This is a genomic window from Streptomyces sp. 2114.4, from assembly GCF_900187385.1.
Classification (GTDB): Bacteria; Actinomycetota; Actinomycetes; order Streptomycetales; family Streptomycetaceae; genus Streptomyces; species Streptomyces mooreae.
The window spans coordinates 3,333,964-3,358,630 of record NZ_FYEY01000001.1 but is presented as its reverse complement, the minus strand read 5'-3'; the positions used below and the strand labels follow the sequence as shown (position 1 = coordinate 3,358,630).

Genomic DNA, 24,667 nt, shown 5'->3' with positions numbered 1-24,667 from the left:
AAGGGGACGCACCGCCCATGCTCGACCACCTGATCAAGGGCGCGACCGTTGTGGACGGCACGGGAACGCCCTCGTACACCGCCGATGTCGGCATCCGTGACGGCCGTATCGCCGTGATCGCCCCGTCCGGGGCGGGGGCCGGAAGCGGCATCGGCTCCGGAAGCGGCATCGGCTCCGGCTCCGGCACCGTCACCGAGGAGGCGAGGACGAGCGAGGACGCGACCGGTCTCGTCCTCGCCCCCGGCTTCGTCGATCCGCACACCCACTACGACGCGCAGCTGTTCTGGGACCCGTACGCCACCCCCTCGCTCAACCACGGGGTGACGACCGTGGCGGGCGGCAACTGCGGTTTCACCCTGGCGCCGCTGCACCCCGGGCGGCCCGACGACGCCGACTACACCCGCCGGATGATGTCCAAGGTCGAGGGCATGTCGCTGGTGGCGCTCGAAGAGGGCGCCCCCTGGACGTGGAGTTCCTTCGGCGACTACCTGGACGCGCTGGAGGGGCGGATCGCCGTCAACGCGGGCTTCATGGTGGGCCATTGCGCGCTGCGGCGGTACGTCATGGGGGCGGACGCCATCGGCGGGCAGCCGACCCCCGGGCAGCTGGACGAGATGCTGGCGCTCTTCCACGAGGCGATGGAGGCCGGGGCCTGGGGTTTCTCCACCACGCAGTCCTCCACCCACTCCGACGGTGACGGGAAGCCGGTCGCCTCCCGGCACGCCGCACCGGAGGAACTGCTCGCGCTCTCGCGGGCCGTCGCCGCGCACGAGGGCACTCAGATCGAGGCGATCGTGGCGGGCTGCCTCGACCAGTTCGGCGACGACGAGATCGAGCTGCTGGTCGCGATGAGCGCGACGGCCGGCCGGCCGCTGAACTGGAACGTGCTGACGATCGACGCGGCGGTGCCCGCACGGGTGCCGCGCCAGCTGCTCGCGAGCGAGCGGGCCCGGGAGGCCGGCGGCCGGATCGTGGCCCTGACGATGCCGATCCTCACCCCCATGAACATGTCCCTGGGCACCTTCTGCGCCCTGAACCTCATTCCCGGCTGGGGCGAGATCCTGGGCCTGCCGGTACCCGAACGCCTCGCGAAGCTCCGCGACCCCGGCGTCCGGGACGGGATGCTGCGGCGCGCGGAGAGCAAGGAGGCGGGCGTCTTCCGACGGCTCACCGACTTCGGCCGGTATGTCATCGGGGACGCCTACTCCCCGGAGAACGAGGGCCTGACCGGGCGCGTCGTGCGCGACATCGCGGCCGAACGCGGCCTGGAGCCCTTCGCCTGCATGGTCGAGATCTGCGCCAACGACCGCCTGCGAACAGTCCTGTGGCCGATGCCCACCGACAACGACCCCGCCTCCTGGGCGCTGCGCGCCGAGACCTGGCAGCACGAGGACGTGCTGCTGGGCGGCTCGGACGCGGGCGCCCACCTGGACCGGATGTGCGGTGCGCCGTACACGACGCGCTTCCTCGGCGACTGCCTGCGCGGCAGGAAACTGGTGGGCCTGGAGCAGGCGGTGAAGATGCTCACCGATGACCCCGCACGCCTCTTCGGCCTGCGGGAACGCGGACGCATCGAGCAGGGCTGGCACGCCGACCTCGTGCTCTTCGACCCGGAACGGATCGACGCGGGCAAGGCCACGCTCGTACACGACCTGCCCGGCGACAGCCCGCGGCTGGACTCCCGGGCGGTCGGCATCAACGCGGTGTGGGTCAACGGCGTCGAGACGATCCGCGACGACGTGGTGACCGGCGCGGTGCCGGGGACCGTACTGCGGTCGGGCCGGGACACGAGAACGGTGAGTACGAAGTGACGGGGGCGGGGGCGGCGCACGGGGGCGGTGAGAGCCATGTGAGGGCTGCCGCGGAGCGGTTGTTCATCGGCGGTGAGTGGGTCGAGCCCGACGGTGGTCACTACGAGGTGATCGATCCGGCGACGGAGGCGGTCGTCGGGCTCGCGCCCGAGGCGAGCCGGGCGCAGGTGCACGAGGCGGCGACCGCGGCGCGCGCGGCCTTCGGGCCCTGGTCGCGCACCGCGCCGCAGGAGCGTGCCGCGATCCTCGACCGGGCCGCCGAGGTCATGCAGCGCGACTTCGCGGCGCATGCCGAGCTGGCGCAGGCGGAGAGCGGGGCCACGACCCGGACCGCGCGCGGGATGCAGGTCGCGGTGGGGGTGGCGCGCTTTCGACGCTATGCGAGGGGGGCGCTGGAGCCGGTCGAGCAGGGGCTGCCTCCGCAGATCAACGAGGCGGGGCAGGGGGGCGTCTCCCCTGCCGCCAGGAGAGAGGGGCGAGGGGCCGTGCTGGGCGCTCTCGCCGTACGCCGGCCCGTCGGCGTCGTCACCTGCATCACCTCGTACAACAACCCGTGGGCGAACCCGGCGGGCAAGATCGCCCCGGCGCTGGCGATGGGCAACACCGTGCTCGTGAAGCCCGCCCCGCAGGACCCGCTGTCGGTGTACCGGATGGCGGCTGCGCTGGCGGAGGCAGGCGCGCCGCCGGGAGTGGTGAATGTGGTGAGCGGCGCTTGTGCGGAGGTGGGCGAGGCGGCCGTGGACTCGCCGGACGTGGACATGGTGAGCTTCACGGGCTCGACGGCCGTCGGGCAGCGCATCGCCGAGGTGTGCGGGCGAGGGATGAAACGCCAGCTCATGGAGCTGGGCGGCAAGGGTGCCGCGGTGGTCTTCGACGACGCGGACCTGGACTCGGCGGTGGCCGGGATCGGCACCACCTACTCCTTCTACAGCGGGCAGATCTGTACGGCGCCGACGCGGGTGATCGTGCAGCGAGGGGTGTACGAGGCGCTGGTCGAGCGGCTCACGCGCTACATCGGGCAGCTCCGGGTCGGCGATCCCCGTGCCCAGGGGACGGTGGTCGGGCCGGTGATCTCGGCCGCGCACCGTGACCGGGTCGAGTCGTATGTGGAGCTGGGCAGGAAGGAAGGCGCACGGGTCGTGGCGGGCGGCGCACGGCCGTCCGCTCCGGACCGCGGTTTCTACGTCGCGCCGACACTGCTGACCGACTGCACCCCCGACATGCGGGTCGTGCGGGAGGAGATCTTCGGCCCGGTCGTCGTGGTGCTGCCCTTCGACGAGGAGGACGAGGGAGTGGCCCTCGCCAACGACAGCGACTACGGGCTCATCGACTACGTGTGGTCCGGCGATACCGCCCGCGCCTTCCGGGTGGCCGGGCAGCTACGGGCCGGCGGGGTCGGTGTGAACACGGTCGGCCGCAACATGGAAGCGCCCTTCGGCGGCTTCAAGCGGAGCGGGGTCGGCAGGGACGTGGGCTCGTACGCGCTGCATGCGTACAGCGAGTGGCAGGCGATCGTCTGGGCGGGGTGAGAGCGGGGCCGTTGGCAGCACCGGCCGGTGTGCCGGCGCTGCCCTCCACCGGCTGGTACCGGGTCAGAGCTCTTTGATCAGCCGTGTGATCACCGGCATCGGGAGGTGCGGGTACAGGTTCCTCAGGTGCCGCACGATCGCCGCATCACCCTTCTCGTACCTCACTTGACGCACCTCCTCGATCACCTCCGCGCGGAAGTTCTCGTACGTGCCGAACGTTCGGTGGAACCAGTCATGCCTTCGCTTGTAGTGGTTGTGCATCTGGCCCGCCATGAGCGGGACGAAGGAGATCAGAAAGAGGGCATTCGGCGCACGATGCCCATTGACCGCGAGCGCCACCGATGCGCAGAGGCCACCTGTCCCCAGAAGCATCAGCAGTACCGCCAACGGATAAACGCGCTTCGGTACCCGCCCGCTCACGCCGTGCCCTTGGGCCACTTGCCAACAGGGGGGCCGGGGTAGTCGCTGACGTCTTTCGCCTGGCCCTTGATGCGGTTCAGTTCCTCGACCTGGGTTCCCAAGACTCCGAGCGCCGCCAGGACCGCTGCGCCTGCGGTCGCGCCGTTAACCGCTGCTTCCTCCAGGAAGATCCCGGCAGCGACGGGAGCACCGAACCCGGTCATCAGCGCGCCGATGGCCGCAACCGTACCCATGATGGCCTTCGTCAGGATTCCTGCCATCGCGACGTAGAACGCGAGCCCGGTGGAGGCGCAGATCGTGCAGGACAGGGACACCTGGTCCGCGACCGTCGCGATCCGCCCTGCGGCCGGGGACTGTCCCCGCACCGATGCCAGGTAGAGGTCGGCTGCCTCCCCTTTCCAGTGGCGGGGAGCCTGCAGGGCCTTCCAGTCCGTCTGCCCCTGCACCGCCGATGCGGGGGTCTTGATCTTGTCGACCCAGTCGGTTGAGATCTGGAAAAGCGTGATGGGGGCCGCCGAAGCCTTCAGTGCGTCCTCAATCTTTTCGATCACCCATTGAGCACATTCCCTCATCTTCTCGGCGATCCACATGAGGGCATCGGCTATTTTCTGGGGCATGTACCATTCATCGCCCGCCTTCTGTGCCGTCGGAACAAGTTCCTCTTTCTTTTGCGACAGCTTGTTCACACCGGACTTCAGCTCTTGGGTCAGAGCCTGATACTGCGAAAGGCTGAAGGTAGTCATGCCGCCCCCTGTTCAGTATGTTCCCTCGATATGTGCCTTTGTTTCTTCTTCTTGGTTATCGTAGGCCGTCGCGTTCTTGATGAGGGCATCGGCTATTTCCTGCGTGCGCTGCTGACCTTCCTTGCATCGGTCAGATATCTCGTCGACCGCGACCTCGTAAGCCGAAAACACGAGCTGGAATATGCCTGCTTCAAGGCGGCTGATGCGCAGCCCCTCCACGGCATGGTGCAGCTTTCCCAGAGCGTCGCTCTGTTCATCCCACATGCGCGCTTCGGAGCGCAGCACATGGGTGACCGCCTTGATATCGGGATTCACCACGAGCGTGCTCCTGTCAGAGGTTGTTGAGGCGCCTGGGGTCGCGGAGGGCGGCCATCGCCTCGTCGATCAGGCCGTCGAGCTTCCGCCCCTCTCCCTCTGCCTGCTCGGAAACGCTGCTGAGGGCCAGGGCGGAACGCGCATCAGCAAGCGCCTCACCGAGGGCCCGGTTGATCTGGATCACCGATGCGTTTGCGGCCCAACTCGGTTCCACGTCACACGATGTGAGGGATGCGGGGGTGAGGGTGATCGTCACGCGGCCGGCTGGATCCGACCCCGACGCCGGCGCTTCTTGGCCGAGAGCGGTGTCGAAGTTGCCTGCGGCACTCAGAGAGGAGATGGCATCTTCCACGAGCTGGTCCAGTGGACGGGAAATCACGTACCGAGTGTCCCGCTCCTCCGGGGCGGAGGTCCCGGGTGTCTCGGTGCGGGACGCCGGGTCGCCGCCCACGTTTCCCCTTCCCGGGCTTGTGCTCCAGGGGCCATGGGGAAGATTCTGTGACCAGGTGTCCATGAGTGCAGAGTGTGCACTGCGGGCAGCCTCGACCACGGCCATGCCGAGACCGCCGGACTTGCAACGCTTCCCCCAGTCCGCGGCGGCCGTTATTTCCTGCGGGATTCCGCCGCCGTCCACCCTGACCCGCACTGCACCCTGTGCGTCCGATGCTTCCGCCCTTTCGGGGCGGCTTCCTTGCAGACCGGAAAGCATGCCTTGGAGCTCGGCGGTGTAACTCTGGAACTTTTCCAGCTCCTGGCGGAATGTATTGTCCATCCGGTTTATCCCCCCCGTACGTCGGTGCATTTCCACGCGTTTGCGTGGAGAACTCAATGCGCCGACCGTAACAACGCCCGCCATCAACGCGCAGCGCCAATCTGCCGCATGATCACAAGGTTTCGGAATCTCCCGGGGGAGTTCACCGAATGGTCACATGGCCGGTGGAGCACAATACGGTTAAATCGGAAGCCAGGCTCGCCGAAGGAATGGGTGACACCGACAACCGTCGAGCCGTTTTCGGCCCACCGGATGGCACCCGTCGCCTGGCTGCGTCACGCCGTCGGCGAGTGAGAACCGGCGCGCCACAGGTCGGGCCGGCCAGAGCCGGGCTGCCGCGGCCGTGGTGGGTGCCGGTCCCGCTCGGCGTGGACGCACGGACTTCCGGGGGAGGGCACGAAGGGTCGGCCATCAAGGGCGGAGGACCAATTTGCCCTTCGTGCGGCGGCCGAGCAGATCCTCGTGCGCGTCGCGAGCACGCGCGAGGTCGTACTCCGCGCCGACCAGCGGCCGCAGGCGTCCCTGCGCCGTGAGGTCGAGCAACTCCTCAAGGGCCGTACCTCCGACCCCGTTTCGGGCAAGGAGCGGGGTGATCCAGAAGCCGGCGATGCCGATGCTCCGCACCGCGAGCCGGCTCGGTGCGATGGCCGAGGCCGCCTGCCGGGACGAGGCGCCGTACGTGACCAGTCGCCCGAGGTACCCGAGTGCGTCCACCGCGGAGTCGAGGACCGGGCCACCTATGGCGTCCAGGATGATGTCGACCGGGCGCCCCTGATTGGCATCGAGAACCCGCTCCTTGTAGCCCTCCGCCTCGCCGTCGATTGCCGCGTCCGCGCCGAGTTCGAGGGCAAGGGCGCGCTTCTCGTCGGACGACGTGGTGGCGATGATGCGTCCGGCCCCGAACTCCCGGGCCAGTTGGACGGCGAGGCTGCCCGTCCCGCCCGCGGCGGCATGGACGACGACGCTCTCGCCGGGCCGTACGCGGGCGACCGACCGCAGCAGATGCCACGCCGTCAAACCCTGCACGAGCAGAGCCAGCGCCGCGCCCGCGCTCACGCCCGGTGGCGTGGTGACCAGATCGCGGTCGGCGACAACCGTCTTGGCGGCGTAGCCACCCTGGCGGACGTAGCCGAGGACCCGTCGACCGTCCGTGGTCCGGCCGACGACCTCCATGCCGGGGATGTGCGGTAACGGCCCCTTCGGCGCGTACGGACCATCGGTGTGTTCGCCCGCGATGTGCTTGATGTCGCCGAAGTTGACGCCCGCGGCCTCCACTTCGACCAGGGTCTCGCCCGGCCCCGCCACCGGGTCCGGCACCTCGGCCTCCGTCAGGACTTCCGGATCGCCGAACCGCTCGAATTGCATGGCACGCATGAATGCCCCTCCCAGACTTGATCAGGTTTCCGCGGCTGAGCCTGATTGCCGCGACTGAGCCTGACTACCGCGGCTGATGACGCTTCGCCACGGCCGATCAGGATCCCCCGCCAAGCTACGTCGGCCCCCGACGATCTTCTGCCCGGTCGCCGTGGAAGGCCTGGCCCCTCGCCGGGTCCTGGCCTTCCTCAGCCCCGGCGGCCCAGGAAGACCGGGTTGGTCATGGCCGCCATGGGCCCCGGCAGGCCCGCTGTCGTCGAAGGGTGGCGGACTTCCGTGCGTATGTAGGCGGCGTGGTCGGGCGTGGTCTGCCAGGTGACGGTGCCGCTGCCCGAGGCGGGGAGTGGGGTGGAGTACAGGCGCCCCTGGTCGGTGAGGAAGGAGACCGTGCAGCCCGGGGCGCCGGAGACCTTCAGCACAGCCGTGACCTTGGCCGTACGGGGGACCTCCAAGCGCTCGGCGATCCCGGCGTGTTCGCCGCGCTCACCGGTGACGGCGAAGGCCAGATCGACCTTCGACGACTCGGCGATCCAGACCCGGCCCGCCCGGATGCCGTCCAGCAGCGCACGGCGCGAGAGATCGTCGGCGAGCACCACGGTCTGCGGCAGGCCCACCACATCCGGGTCGCGGTGGGCGTCGCTGTGGCCGACGGCAGGCAGCCAGTCCGCGCGGCCCCGGGTGTGGGCGACGAGGGTGTTGTCCCATTCGGCGAGGGTGATCTCGTCATCGGGGGTGTACGGGCCGTTCCAGACCTCCACCGCATCGGCTTCGTCCAGCCCGAACTTCCAGTGGCAGCCGATGCAGGTGGCGTGCGGATGCGCCGGGATGACCAGGCCGCCGGCCCGCCGGATGGCGCGCGCGTACTTCCCGAAGGCGTGGTCGCGGGCCCGGTAGCGCCAGTCGATGAAGACCTCGGGGTCGGTGCCCATCGCGACCACGTGCCCATTGCGGGTGGTGACCTCCTCGCCGGTCAGGATCAGCAGGTCATCGCCCCACAGGCCGTCCCAGGCGCGGTGCGCGGAGGTGGTGTTGTGCTCGGAGGTGTTGATGAAGTCCAGCCCGGCGGCGCGGGCCAGCGCGGCGATCTCGGCGGGAGTGCGTTTGCCGTCGGAGTGCACGGAGTGCAGATGGCCGTCGCCGCGGTACCAGGCACGGCCCCGGCCCCGGGCACGCTCGGGCGGGTGGACGGGCGCCGGGGTGTGGCCCGCGGGTCCGTACCGCAAGGTGACCGTGACGTCGTAGGACAGCCCTTGCGGCGCGATCGTGTACGGCCCGAGGGCGATATGCCAGGTGCCTGCGTTGACGGGGCCCGGCAGATACCCGGGGGTGGCCTCGTCGGCGCGCAGGAAGAACTCCGTACGCGCCCCGCCCGACCAGCCGCGGAACCCGGCGCCCCCGAGGCCCGTGCCCCGCTCGTCGAAGATGCCGATGTCGCAGGCGTTGCCGGGGGTGCCCTCGGGGACGGCGGGCTTGTCGTAGCGGTAGGCAACGGCGATCTCCCGGACGCCGTGCGGCACCTCGACCGGCAGGTACACGAAGTCCGGCGCGCCGGTGGGCAGATGGCCGGTCACCCGCCGGGACTGCTCGCCCGGCCCGCCTCCGGGCTGCCCGGCAGCGGGTGTGGCGTCGGCGAAGCTCACACGTCCGAGCGTAAGCGCGCCCGTCGCGCCCGCAACCGCCGAAAGCCTCAGAACGTCGCGTCGTTCCACCTCAGCCCCCCGTCCATCTCAGCCCCCGTCCATCTCCGCCTCCCCGTGTGCCGCCTCAGGCCCGTCTCCTGCGCCTGTCGTGCCCGTTCGTTCCGCCCGCTGTCGTCTCGTTCCGCTGCGCGGCCGGTTCGTTGCACCGCGTGAAAACTGTTGTACGCGCGTGTGACGGTGAGCGAAAGGCCTGTGGATAACCGTCGGGCGGTGAGGCACCATGCGGTCACTCACCCGCCTGACACGGAGGTGTTCCCGCATGCGGATCGCGACCACGATCTTCCTGACCGACGAGACGATCCGGCCGGACCGGCTGGGCCGCGAGCTGGAGCAGCGCGGTTTCGCCGGCCTTTATCTCCCCGAGCACACCCACATCCCCGCCAGCCGGGACACCCCCGCCCCGATGGGCGAGCCGCTGCCCCGCGAATACGGCCGCACCCTCGACCCGTTCATCGCGCTCGGCCAGGTCGCCGCGGTCACCGAACGGCTCACCCTCGGCACCGGCATCACCCTCGTCGCCCAGCACGACCCGGTCGACCTCGCCAAGCAGATCGCGACCCTCGACTTCCTCTCCGGCGGCCGTTTCACCCTCGGCATCGGCTACGGCTGGAACGTCGAGGAGGCCGCCGACCACGGCGTCGAGTGGTCGACCCGGCGGGAGCTGACCCGCGACCGGGTGGCGCTGATGCGCGCCCTGTGGGCCGAGGAACCGACCGCCTACCAGGGCGCATTCGGGTCCGTACGCGCCTCCCTCGCCCACCCCAAGCCGCGGCACGGCGCACCGCGCACCCTCCTCGGCGGCGCGGCCGGCCCCAAGCTCTTCGGGCAGATCGCCGAGTACGCCGACGGGTGGCTGCCGATCGGCGGCCGCGGGCTGACGGAGACCGTTCCGGTGCTGCGGCAGGCATGGTCGGACGCCGGGCGTACGGGCGAGCCGGTGGTGGTGCCCTACGCGGTCCAGCCCTCGGCCGGGAAGCTGGCGCGCTTTCGCGAGCTGGGCGTGCAGGAGGTGGTGCTGCAGCTGCCGCCGGCCGGGGAGGCCGAGGTACTGCGGACACTGGACGACTTCGCGCAGTACCTGTGACGGGTGACGCAGGGGAGCGCCGCGTGCGGGACGGGTGACCTGTGAGGGGGGACGGGCCTAGGACCAGCGGTGTACCGCTTCCTGCCCGTCCCGGTACCGGAGAACGATCCGCGGCGGCCTCCGCAGTCGTAGCGTCGAAGGTGAAGGGCCGCGGATCTCTGCGCAGACCGGCGGCCCGGGGAGAACGGTGAACGGCCAAGAACATCAACGGCCCGGGAGGTCAGCCGTCCCAGAAGATCAGCGGCCCCACGAGATCAAGCGGCCCAAGGAGCTCAGGTCCCTACGGCTCGATGGGCCGAGAACACCGGTGGCCCGTGCCGATTCGGCAGATCAGAGGACACGTTGACCCCTCGGCCAGAGAGATCAAGGAGATCCCATGCCTCGCCTCGACCACACCATCGTGCACAGCAAGGACCGTTTCGCCTCCGCCCGGTTCCTGGCCGGCCTGCTCGGCGCGCCCGAACCCAAGGCCTTCGGCCCCTTCGCGGCCCTCAGGCTCGACAACGGAGTGACCCTCGACTACGCCGAGCACGTCGCGGGCGGCGAGTTCGTCCCCACGCACTACGCGTTCCTGGTGTCCGAGGGCGAGTTCGACGCGATCTTCGACCGCATACAGGAGCGGGAGCTTTCCTACTGGGCCGACCCCATGCACACCAGGCCGCAGGAGATCAACACTCTCGACGGCGGCCGCGGTCTCTACCTCAACGACCCCGACGGCCACAACATGGAGTTCCTGACCCGGACGTACTCCGACGAGCTGCTGGCCAGTATGTAGGCGTGCCGGGAGCCGCCGCCGGGAAGTGCCCTGACGAGCCCGGACGGAACACCCGGCCGTAGTGATCAGTGGCACACCTACCACCCGATCTCCGGCGGCGGCGCTGTCGGTGGACGCTCGTATCCTCGGAGGATGACTTCCAGCGTGCAGGGACCTGACCAGGCATCGGACCAAGGGACCGACCACGAAAGGACCTCCGGGCCCGCCGCCCAGGGACGGCCAACGGCCAACGCGATGCGCCGTGCGCTCAAGCGGGCCCGCGACGGTGTGGCGCTGGACGCCGGCGAGGCCGCGGTGCTGCTCCAGGCGCGCGGCGCGGACCTCACGGACCTGTGCGCCTCCGCGGCCCGGGTGCGGGATGCCGGTCTGGACGCCGCGGGGCGCCCCGGAGTCATCACGTACTCCCGCGGGGTCTTCATCCCCCTGACGCGCCTGTGCCGGGACAAGTGCCACTACTGCACCTTCGTCACCGTCCCCGGCAAGCTGCGCCGCGATGGCCACGGGATGTTCATGTCGCCCGACGAGGTGCTGGACATCGCCCGCCGCGGTGCCGAACTGGGCTGCAAGGAAGCCCTCTTCACCCTGGGGGACAAGCCGGAGGACCGCTGGCCCGAGGCCCGCGAGTGGCTGGAGGCGCATGGTTATGAGGACACGCTCTCGTACGTCCGCGCCATGGCGATCCGCGTCCTGGAGGAGACCGGTCTGCTGCCGCACCTCAACCCCGGGGTGCTGTCCTGGACGGACTTCCAGCGGCTCAAGCCCGTCGCCCCCTCCCTGGGGATGATGCTGGAGACGACCGCCGAGCGGCTGTGGAGCGAGCCCGGCGGTCCCCACTACGGATCGCCCGACAAGGAACCTGCCGTCCGGCTGCGTGTCCTGGAGGACGCCGGACGCTCCAACGTCCCCTTCACCACCGGGCTGCTCATCGGCATCGGCGAGACATACGAGGAGCGCGCCGAGTCCCTGTTCGCGCTGCGCCGTATTCAGCGCGCGTACCACGGCATCCAAGAGCTGATCATGCAGAACTTCCGCGCCAAGCCGGACACGGCGATGCGCGGCATGCCGGACGCCGAGCTGGAGGAGCTGGCCGCGACCATCGCGGTGGCCCGGCACGTCATGGGCCCCTCGACGCGCATCCAGGCGCCGCCCAACCTCGTCGACGGCGAGTACGCGCTGCTCATCGACGCCGGGATCGACGACTGGGGTGGTGTCTCCCCGCTGACCCTCGACCATGTGAACCCCGAGCGCCCCTGGCCCCAGATCGACGAGCTGACCGAGCGCTGTGCCGCCGCCGGTTTCGAGCTGCGGGAACGGCTCCCCATCTACCCGGAGTTCCTGCAGCGCGGTGAGCCCTGGCTCGACCCCCGCCTGCTGCCCCATGTACGGGCGCTCGCCGACCCGGAGACGGGCCTGGCCGTGGAGGACGCGCCCGTGGTGGGCCGCCCCTGGCAGGAGCCCGACGAGGGCTTCACGATGGCCTCCTCGGGCCGTACGGACCTGCACCACACCATCGACACCGAAGGCCGCACCGCCGACCGCCGCGACGACTTCGACGAGGTCTACGGCGACTGGGAGGCACTGCGTGAGGCCGCCGCCCCCGGGATGGCACCGGAGCGCATCGAAGCCGACGTACGGCAGGCCCTGTCGCAGGCCGCCGACGACCCCACCAAGCTCACCGACGCGCAGGCGCTGGCGCTGCTGCACGCCGACGGGCCCGCCCTGGACGCCCTCTGCACCCTCGCCGACCAGCTACGGCGCGACACCGTGGGTGACGACGTCACCTACATCGTCACCAGGAACATCAACTTCACCAACGTCTGCTACACCGGCTGCCGCTTCTGCGCGTTCGCTCAGCGCCGCACCGACGCCGACGCCTACACCCTCTCCCTCTCCCAGGTCGCCGACCGTGCCCAACAGGCGTGGGACGTAGGGGCGGTGGAGGTGTGTATGCAGGGCGGCATCCACCCCGACCTGCCCGGCACGGCGTACTTCGACATCGCGCGCGCCGTGAAGGAACGCGTCCCCGGTATGCATGTGCACGCCTTCTCGCCCATGGAGGTCGTCAACGGCGCGACGCGTACGGGCCTGTCCATCCGTGAATGGCTCAGCGAGGCCAAGGCCGCCGGGCTGGACAGCATCCCCGGCACCGCGGCCGAGATCCTGGACGACGAGGTCCGCTGGATCCTCACCAAGGGCAAGCTGCCCACCGCCACCTGGGTCGAGGTCATCAAGACCGCCCATGAGCTGGGCATCGGCTCGTCCTCGACGATGATGTACGGCCATGTCGACCAGCCGCGCCACTGGCTGGGCCATCTGCGCCTGCTGGCACGGATCCAGCAGGAGACGGGGGGCTTCACGGAGTTCGTCACCCTCCCGTTCATCCACACCAACGCCCCCGTCTACCTCGCCGGCATCGCTCGCCCCGGCCCCACCACGCGCGACAACCGCGCGGTGACCGCGATGGCCCGGGTGCTGCTGCACCCCCACATCACCAACATCCAGACCAGCTGGGTCAAGCTCGGGACGGAAGGCGCCGCCGAAATGCTCCGCTCCGGAGCCAACGACCTCGGCGGCACGCTGATGGAGGAGACCATCTCCCGGATGGCGGGCTCGAGTTACGGCTCCTACCGCTCCATCCAGGACCTCATCGCCATCGCTGACCGGGCCGGCCGCCCGGCCCGCCCCCGCACCACGACGTACGCCCCGGTCACCGAAGAACGCCAGGCCGTCGCCCTCGCTTCGGACGGCCATCTCCCGGCGCTGCTGCCTCTGGCCGACTGAAACGGGCGGCCGCGGCAGCCCCGGTGGAACGGGCGGCCGGGCAATCCGCCGCAACGGGCTGCCGGGGCAATCCGCTGGAACGCAGGCGGCCCCGGCCGCACGGCGGTGGTCCCAGACCGGTCGTCGGCCGGCCGGCCCGCCCGCCGGCCCGGGCCTTCACTCGCCCTCGTACTCGGCCTCGTGCTGCAGGATGCACTGCTGCCACTGCGACAGTGCCTCCTCGCGGTCGCCTCCGCTGTCCTGGGCGGCGACGATCAGTGCGTCGGCGGCCATGGCGGCGAGCCGTACCGCGATATGGCAGACATCGCTCTGGGGGAGCGGCCGGAGGAGTTCCACCGCGCCGTCGCTGTCCCCGGAAAGCGCGGAGGCGACAACGGCCATGGTGGTGCGATCCCACTCGTACTCGGACATGGGGAGAGCATGCCCAGCGCGGGCACACGCCATCATCGAACGCTTTCTTCAGCCCGGTCGGCGGATCGGGCGGCCCGCCGGGAAGGCGGGTGCGGCCGTCCGCAGGGGAGTGTTTTCAGCCACAGCCGATTCGGTTGAGCCCGTGCCCATAGCGGCAGTACCGGCCAAAAGCCGCCTTATGAGTGACTGGTCGCAATACACACCTGGCCGGAAACTGATCAATCCTGGTCGATTACAGTGCTGCGCCAGGGGCCCCGGAAGGCCCCGGGACGCACTCGGTATCGGGAGGGCGCAGTGAGCGCAACAGGAGGCGGCGGCGCCATCTGGGGCCGCGCGGAACAGCAGGACTTCCGTAGCCGGGTACGCGGCTGTCTGCTCGGCGGCGCCATCGGCGATGCGCTCGGTGCCGGTATCGAATTCGACTCGCTCGACGCGATCCGCACGGCGCACGGCCAGGAGGGCGTGGCCGATTTCGTACCCGCCTTCGGGCGGCGCGGCGCGGTCACCGACGACACCCAGATGACCCTGTTCACCGTGGACGGGCTGATCCGGGCCCAGGTGCGCCGCGATACCGGCGCCTGGCATCCGCCCACCGACGTCCACCGCGCCTATCTGCGCTGGGCAGCGACCCAGCGCGACTGGGGCCCGGACGAGCGCAGGAAGGACGACGGCTGGCTCGCCCGCGAGGAGTGGCTGTACTCCCGCCGGGCGCCCGGCCGGGCCTGCCTGAGCGGCCTCGGCGACGAGGTCATGGGCACGCTGGAGACGCCCAAGAACCCGGACTCGAAGGGCTGCGGCGCGGTGATGCGCTCCGCGCCGTTCGGGTTGCTGGTCGGCTGGGAACCGCAACTGGTCTTCCAGCTCGCCGCCGAGTGCGGGGCGCAGACGCACGGCCACCCCACCGGCTATCTGGCGGCCGGCGCCTTCGCGGTCATCAGCCACTCGCTGGCCCGCGGCGAGGACCTTGACGGTGCCGTGCAGAAGGCGCTGGCGCACCTGGCCACCCGTCCGGGTCACGAGGAGACCACCGACGCCCTCAAGCGCGCGCTCGGCGCCGTACGGCAGGGCATGCCGACACCCGCCCGGGTGGAGTCGCTGGGGCAGGGGTGGACGGCCGAGGAGGCGCTGGCGATCGGCGTGTACTGCGCACTGGTCGCCGAGGACGTCCGGCACGGCCTGCTGCTCGCCGTCAACCACAGCGGGGACAGCGATTCGACCGGCGCCATCTGCGGCAACCTGCTGGGGACTCTGCACGGCGAGACGGCACTGCCCCCGGTGTGGCTGGTCGAGCTGGAGGGCCGGGAGACGATCCTGCAGCTGGCCGACGACTTCTCGATGGAGATGACGCAGGGGCCCGCGCTGCACGGCCCGGCCGGCTCGTCGCCGGGGTGGCTCGCCCGGTACCCGCGGGCCTGACCGGCCGTACGGAGACGGGCCGGCCGGGGTGGCGGGCAACGGACGCCGCCGCCCGGTGATGCGTCCCATGGAGGGCGGCCCACAGCGGGGCGGCCCACAGGGGTGCGGCCCATGAAGGTGCGGCAGCGCCGGTGCGCCCCGGACGCCCGCTACCGCATCAGCTCCCCCGCGTTGACCAGCAGCGACTGGCCGGTGATGGCACGCGCCCGGTCGGAGGCCAGGAAGACCGCACAGTCGGCCACGTCGGCGTCCGTCGCCAGCTCGGGCAGCGCCATCCGCTCCGTCAGCCGGCCCAGCACCTCCGCTTCCGGAACGCCTTCGCTCTGGGCCTGGAACGTGACGTACGCCTCCACCGGCGGGCCCCACATCCACCCGGGCTGCACGGTGTTGACGCGTATCCGGTCCGGTCCCAGCTCGCGCGCGAGTGAGTACATCGCCGAGACCAGCCCGCCCTTGGACGCCGCATACGCCGCCTGCCGCACCTGCGAGGGGGCGGCGACCGACGACTGCGTACCGATCATCACCACCGAGCCGCCGCCGCGCGCCACCAGGGACGGCAGGCAGGCCCGGGTCATCCGCAGGGTGCCGAAGAGATTGACGTCCACGACGCTGCGCCAGGAGTCGAAGTCGGCGTCCCGCAGACCTCCGAAGAGCGAGTCCAGCGCCGCGACATGGACCACCGCATCGATCCCGCCGAACCGCTCCACGGCCAGCGCGGCCAGCGCCTCGCACTGCGCCTCGTCGCCGATATCGGTCACCCGCCAGGCCGCGCGCTCGCCCGAGGGGTCGAGCCGCGCGGCCGACGCGGCGAGGTTCGCCTCCGTACGGGCGCCCAGCACCACCGAGGCGCCGTCCCGTACGCAGGCCGCCGCGACCTGATGGCCGAGCCCGGCCCCCACGCCCGAGACGATGACGGTCTTGTTCCGCAGCAGCATGTGTGCCTCCCGGCCAGGCCCTCGACACATTCCTGATGGTGCGTCAGGTTAGGTCCGGGGGCCGGGGAAAGCCAGAGCTGCCGCCGTCAGGGCCGCCCGTCCCGGCCCGCCCCCTCCAGGGCCTTCTGCAGCCGCCCCAGCCCCTCGCGGATCTCCTCCGGGGAGTGCGTCACGAACGACAGGCGGACCGCGGTCGCATCCGGCGGCCCCGCGAAGAACGGCGCCCCGGGGACGTAGGCGACGTCATGCCGGACCACCCCGGGCAGCAGCGCCGTCGCGTCGTACCCCTCGGGCAGGGTCGCCCACACGAACATGCCGCCGGCCGGCCGGTTCCACCGCGAACCCCCGGGCAGCGCCGTGGACAGCCCGTCGACCAGGGCATCCCGCCGCGCCCGGTAGGCGTCGCGCACCCGCCGCAGATGGGCGTCGAGGTCGGCGACCGCCAGATACCGGGCCGCGGCGGCCTGGTCGACGGTCGAGGTGTGCAGATCGGCGGCCTGCTTGGCGATGACACAGGCCCGCCGCAAGGCGGCCGGCGCCCGCACCGTCCCCAGCCGCAGACCGGGCGCCATCACCTTCGAGAACGAGCCCAGCAGCGCCGTACGGTCCTCGGCCCCGGGGAACGAGGCGACCCACGGCACCGGCTCGCCCTCGAACCGCAGTTCGCCGTACGGGTCGTCCTCGGCGATCCACAGCCCGCGCCGGGCGGCGACCTCGGCGACCGCGGCCCGGCGCTCGGCGGACAGGGTGCGGCCGGTGGGGTTCTGGAACGTCGGCACGAGGTAGAGCAGCCTGGGCCGCTCGCGCGCGGTGATCTCGTCCAGCGCGGCCGGGTCGATCCCCTCGTCGTCGGCCGGCACCGGCACCACCCGGGCGCCCGCGAAGGAGAAGGTCTGCAGCGCCGCGAGGTAGCAGGGGTCCTCGACCAGCACCACATCGCCCGGCTCCAACAGGGTCGTGGCCAGCAGCGTCAGCCCCTGCTGCGAGCCGGTGGTCACCAGCAGGTCGTCGGCGTCGGTGGGCAGTCCGCGTGCGGTCGTACGCGCCGCGACGGCCGCACGCAGCTCCGGATCGCCCTCACTGGTGGAGTACTGCAGGGCGCGCATGGGCTCCTCGGCCAGTACGTGCCGGAAGGCCGCCGCTATGCCCGCCGCGTCGAACAGCTCGGGCGCGGGCAGCCCGCCGGCGAACGAGATGACCTCCGGCCGGGCGGTGAGCGCCAGGATCTCGCGTACGGGCGAACTGCCGGTCCGCGCCGCACGTGCGGCGAGCCCCGGGACGGCAGTGGCCGCGGAGGCAGGGATCGAGTCCGGCATGACGGCTCCCATCGCTCGTGTCTGCGATTAACCGGCGTGAGCTGCAGATGGCAGGCAGCCTAAGGGGGCCGGGGAGCGGTGTGCAGGGCGGACCGCATGGTGGGCGGGCGGAGGAGACGGAGGGGCGGAGGAGGCGGAGGGGCGCGCGCCCGCGTGACGGCCAGAGCCCGTGGCCCCGGTGCCCGGTGGCTTCGGTACCGTGGATGCGCGGCCCTCCCCATGTGACGCGTCGTCAGCTACACCTGTCTGCCATGACCGCAGACAGCAGAGGAACGCCGGCCGAAGCGGCCGCCGCCGACACCGGGATCACCCACGGCACCGGGATCACTGCCCACGGCACCGGGCCCGCCGCCTACGCCGAGCTCGCCGCCGTCGGCCCCTACGGTGTGCGCCCCGGACATGCGCTGATCACCATGGTCGAACCGCATCCGGGACACGAATTCGCCTACAACCGCTGGTACGAGGACGACCACTACATCGCGGGCGCGATGGCGATGCCGTGGATATTCGCCGGCCGCCGCTGGGTGGCCACCCGTGACCTGCAACTGCTGCGCCGCCCGGAGAATTCCGCCGTCGCCCAGCCGGTCACGACCGGCTGCTACCTCTCCACCTACTGGCTCACCGAGGGCCGTTACGACGAGCACATGAAGTGGACCGTCGGCATCAATCAGCGCCTCAACCGGGACGGCCGGGTCTACCAGGACCGTACGCACGTCTTCACGGCCTTCCAGGACCACGTGGCAACGGTCTACCGGGACGGTGCCGCGGGCCCCCGTGACTTCCACGCCCTGGACCACCCCTACGCCGGGCTGGTGCTGGAGGTGATCGATGCGGAGGGGCAGGAGCAACGGGCCGAGCTCGTGGAGTGGCTGTGCGCCCGCCACCTCCCGCGGCGGCTGGCGGGTTCACCGGCGGCGATGGTCACGGTCTTCCGGCCGACACCGCTGCCGGGGGACCGGATGTCCTATGTGAAGCAGGTCGTGGGGGTGGATACCCGGCTGACCCTCCTGTGGTTCCTCCAGCAAGACCCGCGCGACGGCTGGACGGCGCACTTCACCGGCCTGGAGGAGGAGGTCGCGGATTCGGCGCCGGGGCGGGTGGAGCTGGTGGCGCCGTTCCTCCCGACCGTGCCCGGGACGGACCGGTACGTATCCGAGCTGCGCTGAGCGACGGCGGACCGGCGGCCCTCCGCGGCCGCCGGTCGCCCGCCGGGCAAGAGGGGTGGGCACGTACGTGGGGTGGCCATGGGCCCGGACATGGCCGAGCCCCCTCGGCCAGGACGGCGATCCAGTCGAGAGGGCTCGTATCTGCGGACTGCGGACCCGCGGACGGTGACGGCTCAGGTCACGCCAGGTCGAACGCGCCACCGGCGAGGTCCGACACGAAGCGGGCCCAGGAGGAGTTGTCGAACGTGAGGCGCGGACCGTCGGGGTCCTTGGAGTCCCGTACGGCAATAGCGGTGACAGCGGGCACGGCGATTTCCACGCAGGCGCCGTTGCCACCGGAGTACGAGGACTTGGTCCAGGAGAATGCGGAATTGGGCTGCACGGCCATGTTCACTCCAGCTCACTCTGAGTTACCGCGGATTCGGTAGTGATGACGCTACGCGCCAACATCACGAGCCGCAGAGGCCGTTCACCCGTCCGAATGGCATATTTCTTGATCCCTATTCACGGGGGCGGGTGCAGGTGTACCGTGCCAACCTCCCCGCAGGAATGCCGGTTCCGTACTATTTCTCCCCGGCGGTCCTCACCCCGCGGCATCCGCATGGGATTTCGCCGCGGCAGCGATGAACTCCCGGCTCTGCTCGGCGCTCAATGCCTGTGCGCGCAAATGCTCGTACATGATCGTGTACTTGTGCACATCATTGGTCTTCTCCAGATAGAGGTCGCTGGTGACGCCCTCGATGTAGACCACGCTGGAATCGGCGGCATCGTCGAATTCGAGGATGGAGAACGTTCCCGACATGCCGGCGTGCGCACCGGTGTCGTACGGCAGAATCTGGACCGTCACATGCGGCAATTGGCTCATCTCGACAAGATGGTCCAGTTGCTCGCGCATGATCAGGTGGCTGCCGACCACCCTGCGCAGCGCGCTCTCGTCCAGCACCGCCCACAGTCGCAACGGGTGCTCGGAATCATTGATCCGGTCCTGGCGCCGCATCCGCACCTGAATGCGCTTCTCCAAATGGTCGGGCGCCAGCTCGGGGACCGTGCCGGGAATGACCGCCTGGGCATAGTCGGTCGTCTGGAGCAGGCCGGGTACCAGCAGGGATTCGTACACCCGCAGCGAGGCGGCCTCGGTCTCCAGGCCGATGTAGACGCTGTACGGGATGTCGCCGAAGGCGTGCCACCACCCCTGCTGGCGTGAATCCTTGGCCATCTGCATCAGTGAATCCACGATGCGGTGGTCTTCGACCTCGTAGACCCCGCACAGATCGCGGACATCGCGCTGGCTGATGCTGCGACGCCCGTTCTCCAATCTGCTGATCTTCGACTGCGAGACGAGCAGCCGGTCCGCCACCTCTTCTGCCGTCATGCCTTTGGCCTCTCGAAGCCTGCGCAGCTCCTGGCCCAATCGGCGTCGCCTGACGGTGGGGTTGACGTTGGACGCCACGCTAAGTGCACCTCCGGCTCCGTACTGCTGTTTTCTGGTCAGCAGACTGCCACCAACGGTCCACGTCGCGCTGGCAAATGGCTGGACAAGGTGGTCACGGTGGAAATTTGGGGCCGGAATCGGGAAAATGCGCCCGCGCAGGTGCGCGGGGTGGCGGGCCGGCCGTCGTCCTGAACGGCCGGCCCGCCACCCCGCGCTTCTTGCTGCGGCTCCCGAACGGGATCGTGGGGACGGTGGTGCGTGGTCCGGTGTGCGGTGGTGCCGTGGTGCGGTGGGTGTAGCGGTGACGCATGAGGCGCCGCCGGGTGTCCTACGGCGTCAGCGGGCGCCCACCCGGGCCATCCGGCCGTGGCCGTGCCGCGACTGGCCCGGCGCACCGGCCGGTTCCGCCGAGGCCCGGGCCGCCGGTTGCCGTACGGCTCCCGTGGCGGCGGCCTGCGGCCGTCGTGGCTGTGCCGTGACGCCGTTCTGCACATCCATGACGGCGTGTGCGACCAGTCCGCCCATCGGGTCGTGCCGGATCAGATCCCGGAGACGGGAGCGCGATGACCGCCCTTCGTTCCCTGGATACAGATGCTTGCCGAGACCGACCGCATGGGCCAGCGCGGCGAGCGCCGCGGTCCGCGGGTCCGGGGGTACGCCGGTGCGGATCGCGTTGTCCAGCCGGGCCCTGATTTCCCGGCTGATGGCCGTCTCCGTCGCCTGGTAGCGCGTCGTCGGCAGCACCCCGCACATCTGTCCCGCCACGGCATGCACCATGCCGCACCGTTCCAGGTGCGTGAGGTAGGTCTGGCGCAGCCCCAGCCGGGGCCCGCCGATCCAGTGGACCGCGCGCACCGGACTGCCGCGTCGGCGCAGCAGTTCGAGCGCGGAGTCCAGAGTTGGATCTCCTGTCGGCCGTGCCATCACCACGGCGATACGATCCCCGTCTGGGGCTATCCGTCCTGCCAGAGCCAGCTCTACTAGCTGGGCCCCGGCCAGGCCGAGGTCGAGCGACTGCGGCTGCGCTGTGGTACCCGTCGTCGGGTCCAAAGCGAGCAGCAGAAGCTCCTCCGGAATTGTTCTGCGGCTCCTGCCCATCCATGCCTCCCCGCGTGGATGAATGACAGGGTGACCCCTCTCACATTCATCTGTCGAGGGTGCGTGGGGGGTTCGGTAGGGAACCGGTAGGTATGTCGTTCTCGTCTTGCACGTAGGCGACATCTTTCTGTGGGGTGCGGCGCCTACCGGTACGCGTGGCGGCGAGATGGTGCCATGCGGACACAGGACACTTGGGAACACAGGGCCAAGGCAGCGTGGCGACGTATGAAGGAGACATCGGTGGCGGGCGAGTCCCCCGGTAAGTCGGACAAGAAGCAGGCGTCGGGGGAGACGGCGCGGAGCAAACGTGATCCGCGCCTGTCCGCCTTCCGCGGGGAGCCGGCCGGGCCGGCGAAGGAATCGGGGGCCGGGACGGACTCGAAGCCTGAGAAGGAGCCGGAGGCTGCGGCGGCGCCGGAGTCTGCGGCGAAGTCGGAATCTGGGGAATCTGCGGCGAAGTCGGGGTCTGGTGTGAAGTCGGAGTCTGCGGCCGGGTCGGAGGCCGCGGCCGGGGCCGAAGCGTCTGAGGACGGCGGGGCGCCTGAGGGGGCTGGAGCGTCTGAGGCGTCGGAGGCACCTCAGGAGGCCGCTGAGGCTGCTGAGGGCGCCGATGGCGGTGGCGGGGGTGGCGATGAGCGCCTTCGGGTCGCTGTGGCCGCCTGGGTCGCCGGGAAGGGCGATGAGGACGCGGAGGACGCCGAGGGCGGTACCGAGGCCGGCGCTGAGGGCGCTGAGACCGGCACCGAGGGCGCCGAGGCCGGCGATCGCGGTGACGGTGGCGCTGAGGCCGGCGAGGGCGCTGACGGTGATGCCGAGGGTGCCGTCGCAAAGCCGGAAGTGAAGCAGGGGACGGAGCCGGAAGCGGAGTCCGGGAAGTCCGCGTCAGGCAAGGCTGAGTCCGCGGCGGAGGGTAAGTCGTCGGCCAAGGCCGAGCCGTCGGCCAAGGCTGAGCCCGCGGACGGGGCTGAGTCCGCGGACGAGGTTGTCGATCAGCCGACCGCCGTCTTCAAGACCGTCGGGCCGCAGAAGGGCAAGTCCGACGAGAAGGCCGGCGGGAAGGCCGGCGCTGCGTCTGCGGGCAAGGGCAAGGGCAAGGCTGACGGCAAGGGCAGCGGTGAGGGGGATGCCGACGCCGATGTGGAGGTCGATGCCGACGCCGACGGGACGGCGGTGGATGAAGCCACCCGGGTATTTGCTGTCGCGAAGCTGAAGGGGAAGGGTGCGGCGGCCGGTGCCGTCGACCAGGCGACCACGGCGTTCAAGATCACCCCGCCCGTCAGGGGCGAGGACGCGGCCAAGGTCACGCCCCCGGCCAAGGGCATGGACGCCGCCAAGGACAAGGCCCAGAGCAACGGCGCCGCGGAGAGCAAGTCCGAGGGCAAGGGCAAGACCGGAGCCAAGGACGAAGCGGCTGCCGAGGGCAAGACCAAGGACACGGCGGAGGGCAAGACCAAGGCCGACGCCAAGGGCGAGTCCAAGACCGGAGCCAAGACCGGCGCCAAGGGCGAGACCAAGACCGGCGCCAAGGACGACGCCAAGGCCGATGACAAGGTGGCGCGCGGTCCCGAGCGGGACTCCGAGCGGACCAGTCAGTTCGTGGCGCTGAAGTCGGCGGACGACGGTACCGCCGGTAAGTCGCTGGGCAAGACGGCGCCCAGGACGCCCGCCCGTACGTCCGACAAGGCCGTGGAGCAGCCCTCGGACAAGGCGGCGGGCAAGACGTCCGACAAGCCCGTCGACAGGCCTGCCGGTAAGGCTGCGGATAAGACCGGGGACAAGACGGAGGCGAAGCCGGAGGGCAAGGCCGCCGGCGCGCTTCCCGCCGCCAAGCCCGCCGACAAGGCCGCCGAAACGACGTCGCCGGCCAAGCCCGCCGGCCGGCCGGGCGCCATGCCGCCCGCCACCACGGGAGCCACGGCCGCCGCCGCTCCCGCCGCGCTGCCCGAGTCGGAGCGGACCAAGCAGGAGCCCCTGCCGCCGCTCGATCTCCTGGCGCAGCTCACCAACACCCCGCCGCCGCCCGAGACCCCGCTGCGCACGGTCGTCCGCCGGTTCAAGATCTGGACCCCGCTGGCGGTGCTGCTGGTGATCATCTTCGTGGTCGCCCAGGCGGTGCGCCCGCTGCCCGACCCGACGCTCACCGTCGGCGACGCCGCGTCCTCGTACACCTTCGAGGGCAGCAAGCTCGCCGTCCCGTGGCCCGACCAGGGGCAGGCGGCGGTCAAGGTGGTGGGCTCCGGCGATCTGGGCACGTTCGGCAAGGAGAAGCCGGTGCCCACCGCGAGCGTGGCCAAGATCATGACGGCCTACGTCGTCCTCCGGGACCACCCGCTCAAGAAGGACGAGGGGGGCCCGAAGATCGAGGTCGACGCCAAGGCGGTGACCGAGGGCGGTTCCCGGCACGAGTCCCGGATCGAGGGGCTGAAGGCCGGGCAGAAGTTCAGCGAGCAGAACATGCTCAAGATGCTGATGATCCCGTCCGGCAACAACATCGCCCGGCTGCTGGCCCGTTGGGACACCAAGTCCGACAACGAGGCAGCGTTCGTCAAGAAGATGAACGCCGCCGCCAAGGACCTGGGCATGAAGAACACCACCTACACCGACCCCAGCGGCCTGGACCCCAAGACCGTCAGCACCGCGGTCGACCAGCTCAAGCTGGCCGAGGCCGTGATGAAGTTCGACGCCTTCCGGCCGATCGTCGCCACGCCCAACACCGAGATCCCGGGCCTGCCGAAGCGGATCAACAGCAACATCGACAACCTGCTGCTGGCCGGGCTGAGCATCAAGGGCATCAAGACCGGCTCCAGCACGGCGGCCGGCGGCACGCTGTCCTGGGCGGCCTACAAGACCGTGGACGGCAAGGACCAGCTGATACTGGGCACGATGATGGACCAGCACTTCAAGGGCCTGGACCCCGACGGCGCCAACAGCCTCACCCTGGTCAAGCAGAACAGCCAGAAGGTCATCGAGGCCGTACGCAACGCGCTGACCTCGGCCACGGCGGTGAAGAAGGGCCAGGTCGTCGGCTATGTCGACGACGGCCTGAACGGCCGCACGCCGGTCGTCGCCACCAAGGACCTCAAGGCGATCGGCGTCCCGGGCCAGAAGCTGAAGTTGAGCGTCGGTGACGGGGGCAAGACCGTCCCGCACACCGCGAAGGCCGGTACCGAGGTCGGTGTGCTGACCGTCGGCAACGGCGAGAGCATGCAGAAGGTGCCCGTCGCCCTGCAGAAGGACCTCGTCGAGCCGTCCTTCGGAGCGAAGCTGGTCCGCATCACCTGAGCGGGCCGGGGGCCGCGGGCGTCCGGCCCGCGGCCCCCGGATCACCGCCCACGGCCCCTGGTTCGCCGGCCCCGCCCGGTTCCGGGGGCCTGATCCACTCCTGCCCGCGGCCGCCGGGCGCGTTTCTTTCCCGATTGCCGGCCACGGCCGCCGCCGCCCGTGGCCGCCGCCCGTGGTCGCCGTCCCGCTCGCCCGTCTGGTCGTCCACCCGGCGGCCCGCCTATCGTGAGCCTGCCTTCCTGACTGTCTGTCCGTCCGTCCCGCGCGTGACCGGAGTCCGTCATCGACGTAGCGCAAGCGCAGAAGA

20 protein-coding genes are annotated in these 24,667 nt (G+C 70.6%); 8 read left to right on the top strand and 12 right to left on the bottom strand.

Features of this window, described 5'->3' with window-relative positions; genetic code table 11:
* The first annotated feature begins 17 nt into the window (after positions 1 to 17).
* A complete protein-coding gene (locus CFW40_RS14550) occupies positions 18 to 1,811 on the top strand; it encodes an amidohydrolase family protein (RefSeq protein ID WP_088798324.1) in 1,794 nt (597 codons plus the stop codon).
* Between the two features lie 38 nt (positions 1,812 to 1,849).
* Positions 1,850 to 3,340 carry an aldehyde dehydrogenase family protein gene (locus CFW40_RS14545; protein ID WP_088798323.1) on the top strand — a complete coding sequence of 497 codons (1,491 nt, stop codon included), beginning with the start codon at positions 1,850 to 1,852 and terminating at the stop codon, positions 3,338 to 3,340.
* 63 nt (positions 3,341 to 3,403) lie between these two features.
* On the opposite strand, the gene CFW40_RS14540 is transcribed toward CFW40_RS14545, so the two are convergent.
* The 6 genes from CFW40_RS14540 to CFW40_RS14515 form a co-directional block, all read right to left on the bottom strand.
* Positions 3,404 to 3,760 (bottom strand): hypothetical protein, encoded by a 357-nt coding sequence (locus tag CFW40_RS14540; protein WP_143034564.1) that lies wholly within the window; start codon positions 3,758 to 3,760, stop codon positions 3,404 to 3,406.
* A complete protein-coding gene (locus CFW40_RS14535) occupies positions 3,757 to 4,503 on the bottom strand; it encodes a hypothetical protein (protein WP_088798321.1) in 747 nt (248 codons plus the stop codon). Before CFW40_RS14535 ends, CFW40_RS14540 begins: the two co-directional genes overlap by 4 nt.
* Before the next feature lie 12 nt (positions 4,504 to 4,515).
* Positions 4,516 to 4,821: a hypothetical protein gene (locus tag CFW40_RS14530; RefSeq protein ID WP_088798320.1), complete on the bottom strand. Its 306-nt coding sequence runs from the start codon at positions 4,819 to 4,821 to the stop codon at positions 4,516 to 4,518.
* A gap of 13 nt (positions 4,822 to 4,834) precedes the next feature.
* A complete protein-coding gene (locus CFW40_RS36655) occupies positions 4,835 to 5,590 on the bottom strand; it encodes an ATP-binding protein (RefSeq protein WP_143034565.1) in 756 nt (251 codons plus the stop codon).
* A gap of 411 nt (positions 5,591 to 6,001) precedes the next feature.
* Positions 6,002 to 6,964 carry an NADPH:quinone oxidoreductase family protein gene (locus tag CFW40_RS14520; protein ID WP_088798318.1) on the bottom strand — a complete coding sequence of 321 codons (963 nt, stop codon included), beginning with the start codon at positions 6,962 to 6,964 and terminating at the stop codon, positions 6,002 to 6,004.
* Positions 6,965 to 7,152: 188 nt separating this feature from the next.
* A complete protein-coding gene (locus tag CFW40_RS14515) occupies positions 7,153 to 8,604 on the bottom strand; it encodes a CehA/McbA family metallohydrolase (protein ID WP_088798317.1) in 1,452 nt (483 codons plus the stop codon).
* 319 nt (positions 8,605 to 8,923) lie between these two features.
* Here CFW40_RS14515 and CFW40_RS14510 point away from each other — a divergent pair, with 319 nt between their 5' ends.
* The 3 genes from CFW40_RS14510 (at position 8,924) to CFW40_RS14500 (ending at position 13,304) form a co-directional block, all read left to right on the top strand.
* Positions 8,924 to 9,748 carry a TIGR03619 family F420-dependent LLM class oxidoreductase gene (locus CFW40_RS14510; protein ID WP_088798316.1) on the top strand — a complete coding sequence of 275 codons (825 nt, stop codon included), beginning with the start codon at positions 8,924 to 8,926 and terminating at the stop codon, positions 9,746 to 9,748.
* Positions 9,749 to 10,124: 376 nt separating this feature from the next.
* Positions 10,125 to 10,523 (top strand): VOC family protein, encoded by a 399-nt coding sequence (locus tag CFW40_RS14505; protein WP_088798315.1) that lies wholly within the window; start codon positions 10,125 to 10,127, stop codon positions 10,521 to 10,523.
* Positions 10,524 to 10,655: 132 nt separating this feature from the next.
* Complete coding sequence (locus tag CFW40_RS14500; protein ID WP_088798314.1) at positions 10,656 to 13,304, top strand: bifunctional FO biosynthesis protein CofGH; 2,649 nt, start codon at positions 10,656 to 10,658, stop codon at positions 13,302 to 13,304.
* A gap of 156 nt (positions 13,305 to 13,460) precedes the next feature.
* Here the strand turns inward: CFW40_RS14500 and CFW40_RS14495 are convergent, their stop codons facing one another.
* A complete protein-coding gene (locus CFW40_RS14495) occupies positions 13,461 to 13,715 on the bottom strand; it encodes a hypothetical protein (RefSeq protein WP_086720495.1) in 255 nt (84 codons plus the stop codon).
* 294 nt (positions 13,716 to 14,009) lie between these two features.
* On the opposite strand from CFW40_RS14495, the gene CFW40_RS14490 reads away from it, so the two are divergent.
* Complete coding sequence (locus tag CFW40_RS14490; protein WP_088798313.1) at positions 14,010 to 15,131, top strand: ADP-ribosylglycohydrolase family protein; 1,122 nt, start codon at positions 14,010 to 14,012, stop codon at positions 15,129 to 15,131.
* A 149-nt stretch (positions 15,132 to 15,280) separates the two neighbouring features.
* Here the strand turns inward: CFW40_RS14490 and CFW40_RS14485 are convergent, their stop codons facing one another.
* A complete protein-coding gene (locus CFW40_RS14485) occupies positions 15,281 to 16,066 on the bottom strand; it encodes an SDR family oxidoreductase (RefSeq protein WP_088798312.1) in 786 nt (261 codons plus the stop codon).
* A gap of 86 nt (positions 16,067 to 16,152) precedes the next feature.
* Complete coding sequence (locus CFW40_RS14480) at positions 16,153 to 17,382, bottom strand: PLP-dependent aminotransferase family protein (RefSeq protein ID WP_088802125.1); 1,230 nt, start codon at positions 17,380 to 17,382, stop codon at positions 16,153 to 16,155.
* A 251-nt stretch (positions 17,383 to 17,633) separates the two neighbouring features.
* On the opposite strand from CFW40_RS14480, the gene CFW40_RS14475 reads away from it, so the two are divergent.
* Positions 17,634 to 18,548 carry a hypothetical protein gene (locus CFW40_RS14475; protein WP_256331464.1) on the top strand — a complete coding sequence of 305 codons (915 nt, stop codon included), beginning with the start codon at positions 17,634 to 17,636 and terminating at the stop codon, positions 18,546 to 18,548.
* Positions 18,549 to 18,726: 178 nt separating this feature from the next.
* Here the strand turns inward: CFW40_RS14475 and CFW40_RS14470 are convergent, their stop codons facing one another.
* The 3 genes from CFW40_RS14470 to CFW40_RS14460 all read right to left on the bottom strand — a co-directional run bounded on the left by CFW40_RS14470 (position 18,727) and on the right by CFW40_RS14460 (position 21,078).
* Positions 18,727 to 18,936 carry a DUF397 domain-containing protein gene (locus CFW40_RS14470; RefSeq protein ID WP_088802123.1) on the bottom strand — a complete coding sequence of 70 codons (210 nt, stop codon included), beginning with the start codon at positions 18,934 to 18,936 and terminating at the stop codon, positions 18,727 to 18,729.
* 195 nt (positions 18,937 to 19,131) lie between these two features.
* Positions 19,132 to 19,998: a helix-turn-helix transcriptional regulator gene (locus CFW40_RS14465; RefSeq protein ID WP_088798311.1), complete on the bottom strand. Its 867-nt coding sequence runs from the start codon at positions 19,996 to 19,998 to the stop codon at positions 19,132 to 19,134.
* A gap of 318 nt (positions 19,999 to 20,316) precedes the next feature.
* Entirely contained in the window at positions 20,317 to 21,078 is a 762-nt protein-coding gene (locus CFW40_RS14460) for a GPP34 family phosphoprotein (RefSeq protein WP_088798310.1), read from the bottom strand.
* 651 nt (positions 21,079 to 21,729) lie between these two features.
* Here CFW40_RS14460 and CFW40_RS14455 point away from each other — a divergent pair.
* Positions 21,730 to 24,360 (top strand): D-alanyl-D-alanine carboxypeptidase family protein, encoded by a 2,631-nt coding sequence (locus tag CFW40_RS14455; RefSeq protein ID WP_256331465.1) that lies wholly within the window; start codon positions 21,730 to 21,732, stop codon positions 24,358 to 24,360.
* The last annotated feature ends 307 nt before the right edge of the window (positions 24,361 to 24,667 follow it).

Excerpts from the sequence above, each read along its gene's own strand:
- CFW40_RS14550 (WP_088798324.1), top strand. The coding sequence starts at position 18 with ATGCTCGACCACCTGATCAAGGGCGCGACCGTTGTGGACGGCACGGGA.
- CFW40_RS14535 (WP_088798321.1), bottom strand. The coding sequence starts at position 4,503 with ATGACTACCTTCAGCCTTTCGCAGTATCAGGCTCTGACCCAAGAGCTG.
- CFW40_RS36655 (WP_143034565.1), bottom strand. The coding sequence starts at position 5,590 with ATGGACAATACATTCCGCCAGGAGCTGGAAAAGTTCCAGAGTTACACC.
- CFW40_RS14520 (WP_088798318.1), bottom strand. The coding sequence starts at position 6,964 with ATGCGTGCCATGCAATTCGAGCGGTTCGGCGATCCGGAAGTCCTGACG.
- CFW40_RS14510 (WP_088798316.1), top strand. The coding sequence starts at position 8,924 with ATGCGGATCGCGACCACGATCTTCCTGACCGACGAGACGATCCGGCCG.
- CFW40_RS14505 (WP_088798315.1), top strand. The coding sequence starts at position 10,125 with ATGCCTCGCCTCGACCACACCATCGTGCACAGCAAGGACCGTTTCGCC.
- CFW40_RS14500 (WP_088798314.1), top strand. The coding sequence starts at position 10,656 with ATGACTTCCAGCGTGCAGGGACCTGACCAGGCATCGGACCAAGGGACC.
- CFW40_RS14495 (WP_086720495.1), bottom strand. The coding sequence starts at position 13,715 with ATGTCCGAGTACGAGTGGGATCGCACCACCATGGCCGTTGTCGCCTCC.
- CFW40_RS14485 (WP_088798312.1), bottom strand. The coding sequence starts at position 16,066 with ATGCTGCTGCGGAACAAGACCGTCATCGTCTCGGGCGTGGGGGCCGGG.
- CFW40_RS14480 (WP_088802125.1), bottom strand. The coding sequence starts at position 17,382 with ATGCCGGACTCGATCCCTGCCTCCGCGGCCACTGCCGTCCCGGGGCTC.
- CFW40_RS14475 (WP_256331464.1), top strand. The coding sequence starts at position 17,634 with ATGACCGCAGACAGCAGAGGAACGCCGGCCGAAGCGGCCGCCGCCGAC.
- CFW40_RS14470 (WP_088802123.1), bottom strand. The coding sequence starts at position 18,936 with ATGGCCGTGCAGCCCAATTCCGCATTCTCCTGGACCAAGTCCTCGTAC.
- CFW40_RS14460 (WP_088798310.1), bottom strand. The coding sequence starts at position 21,078 with ATGGGCAGGAGCCGCAGAACAATTCCGGAGGAGCTTCTGCTGCTCGCT.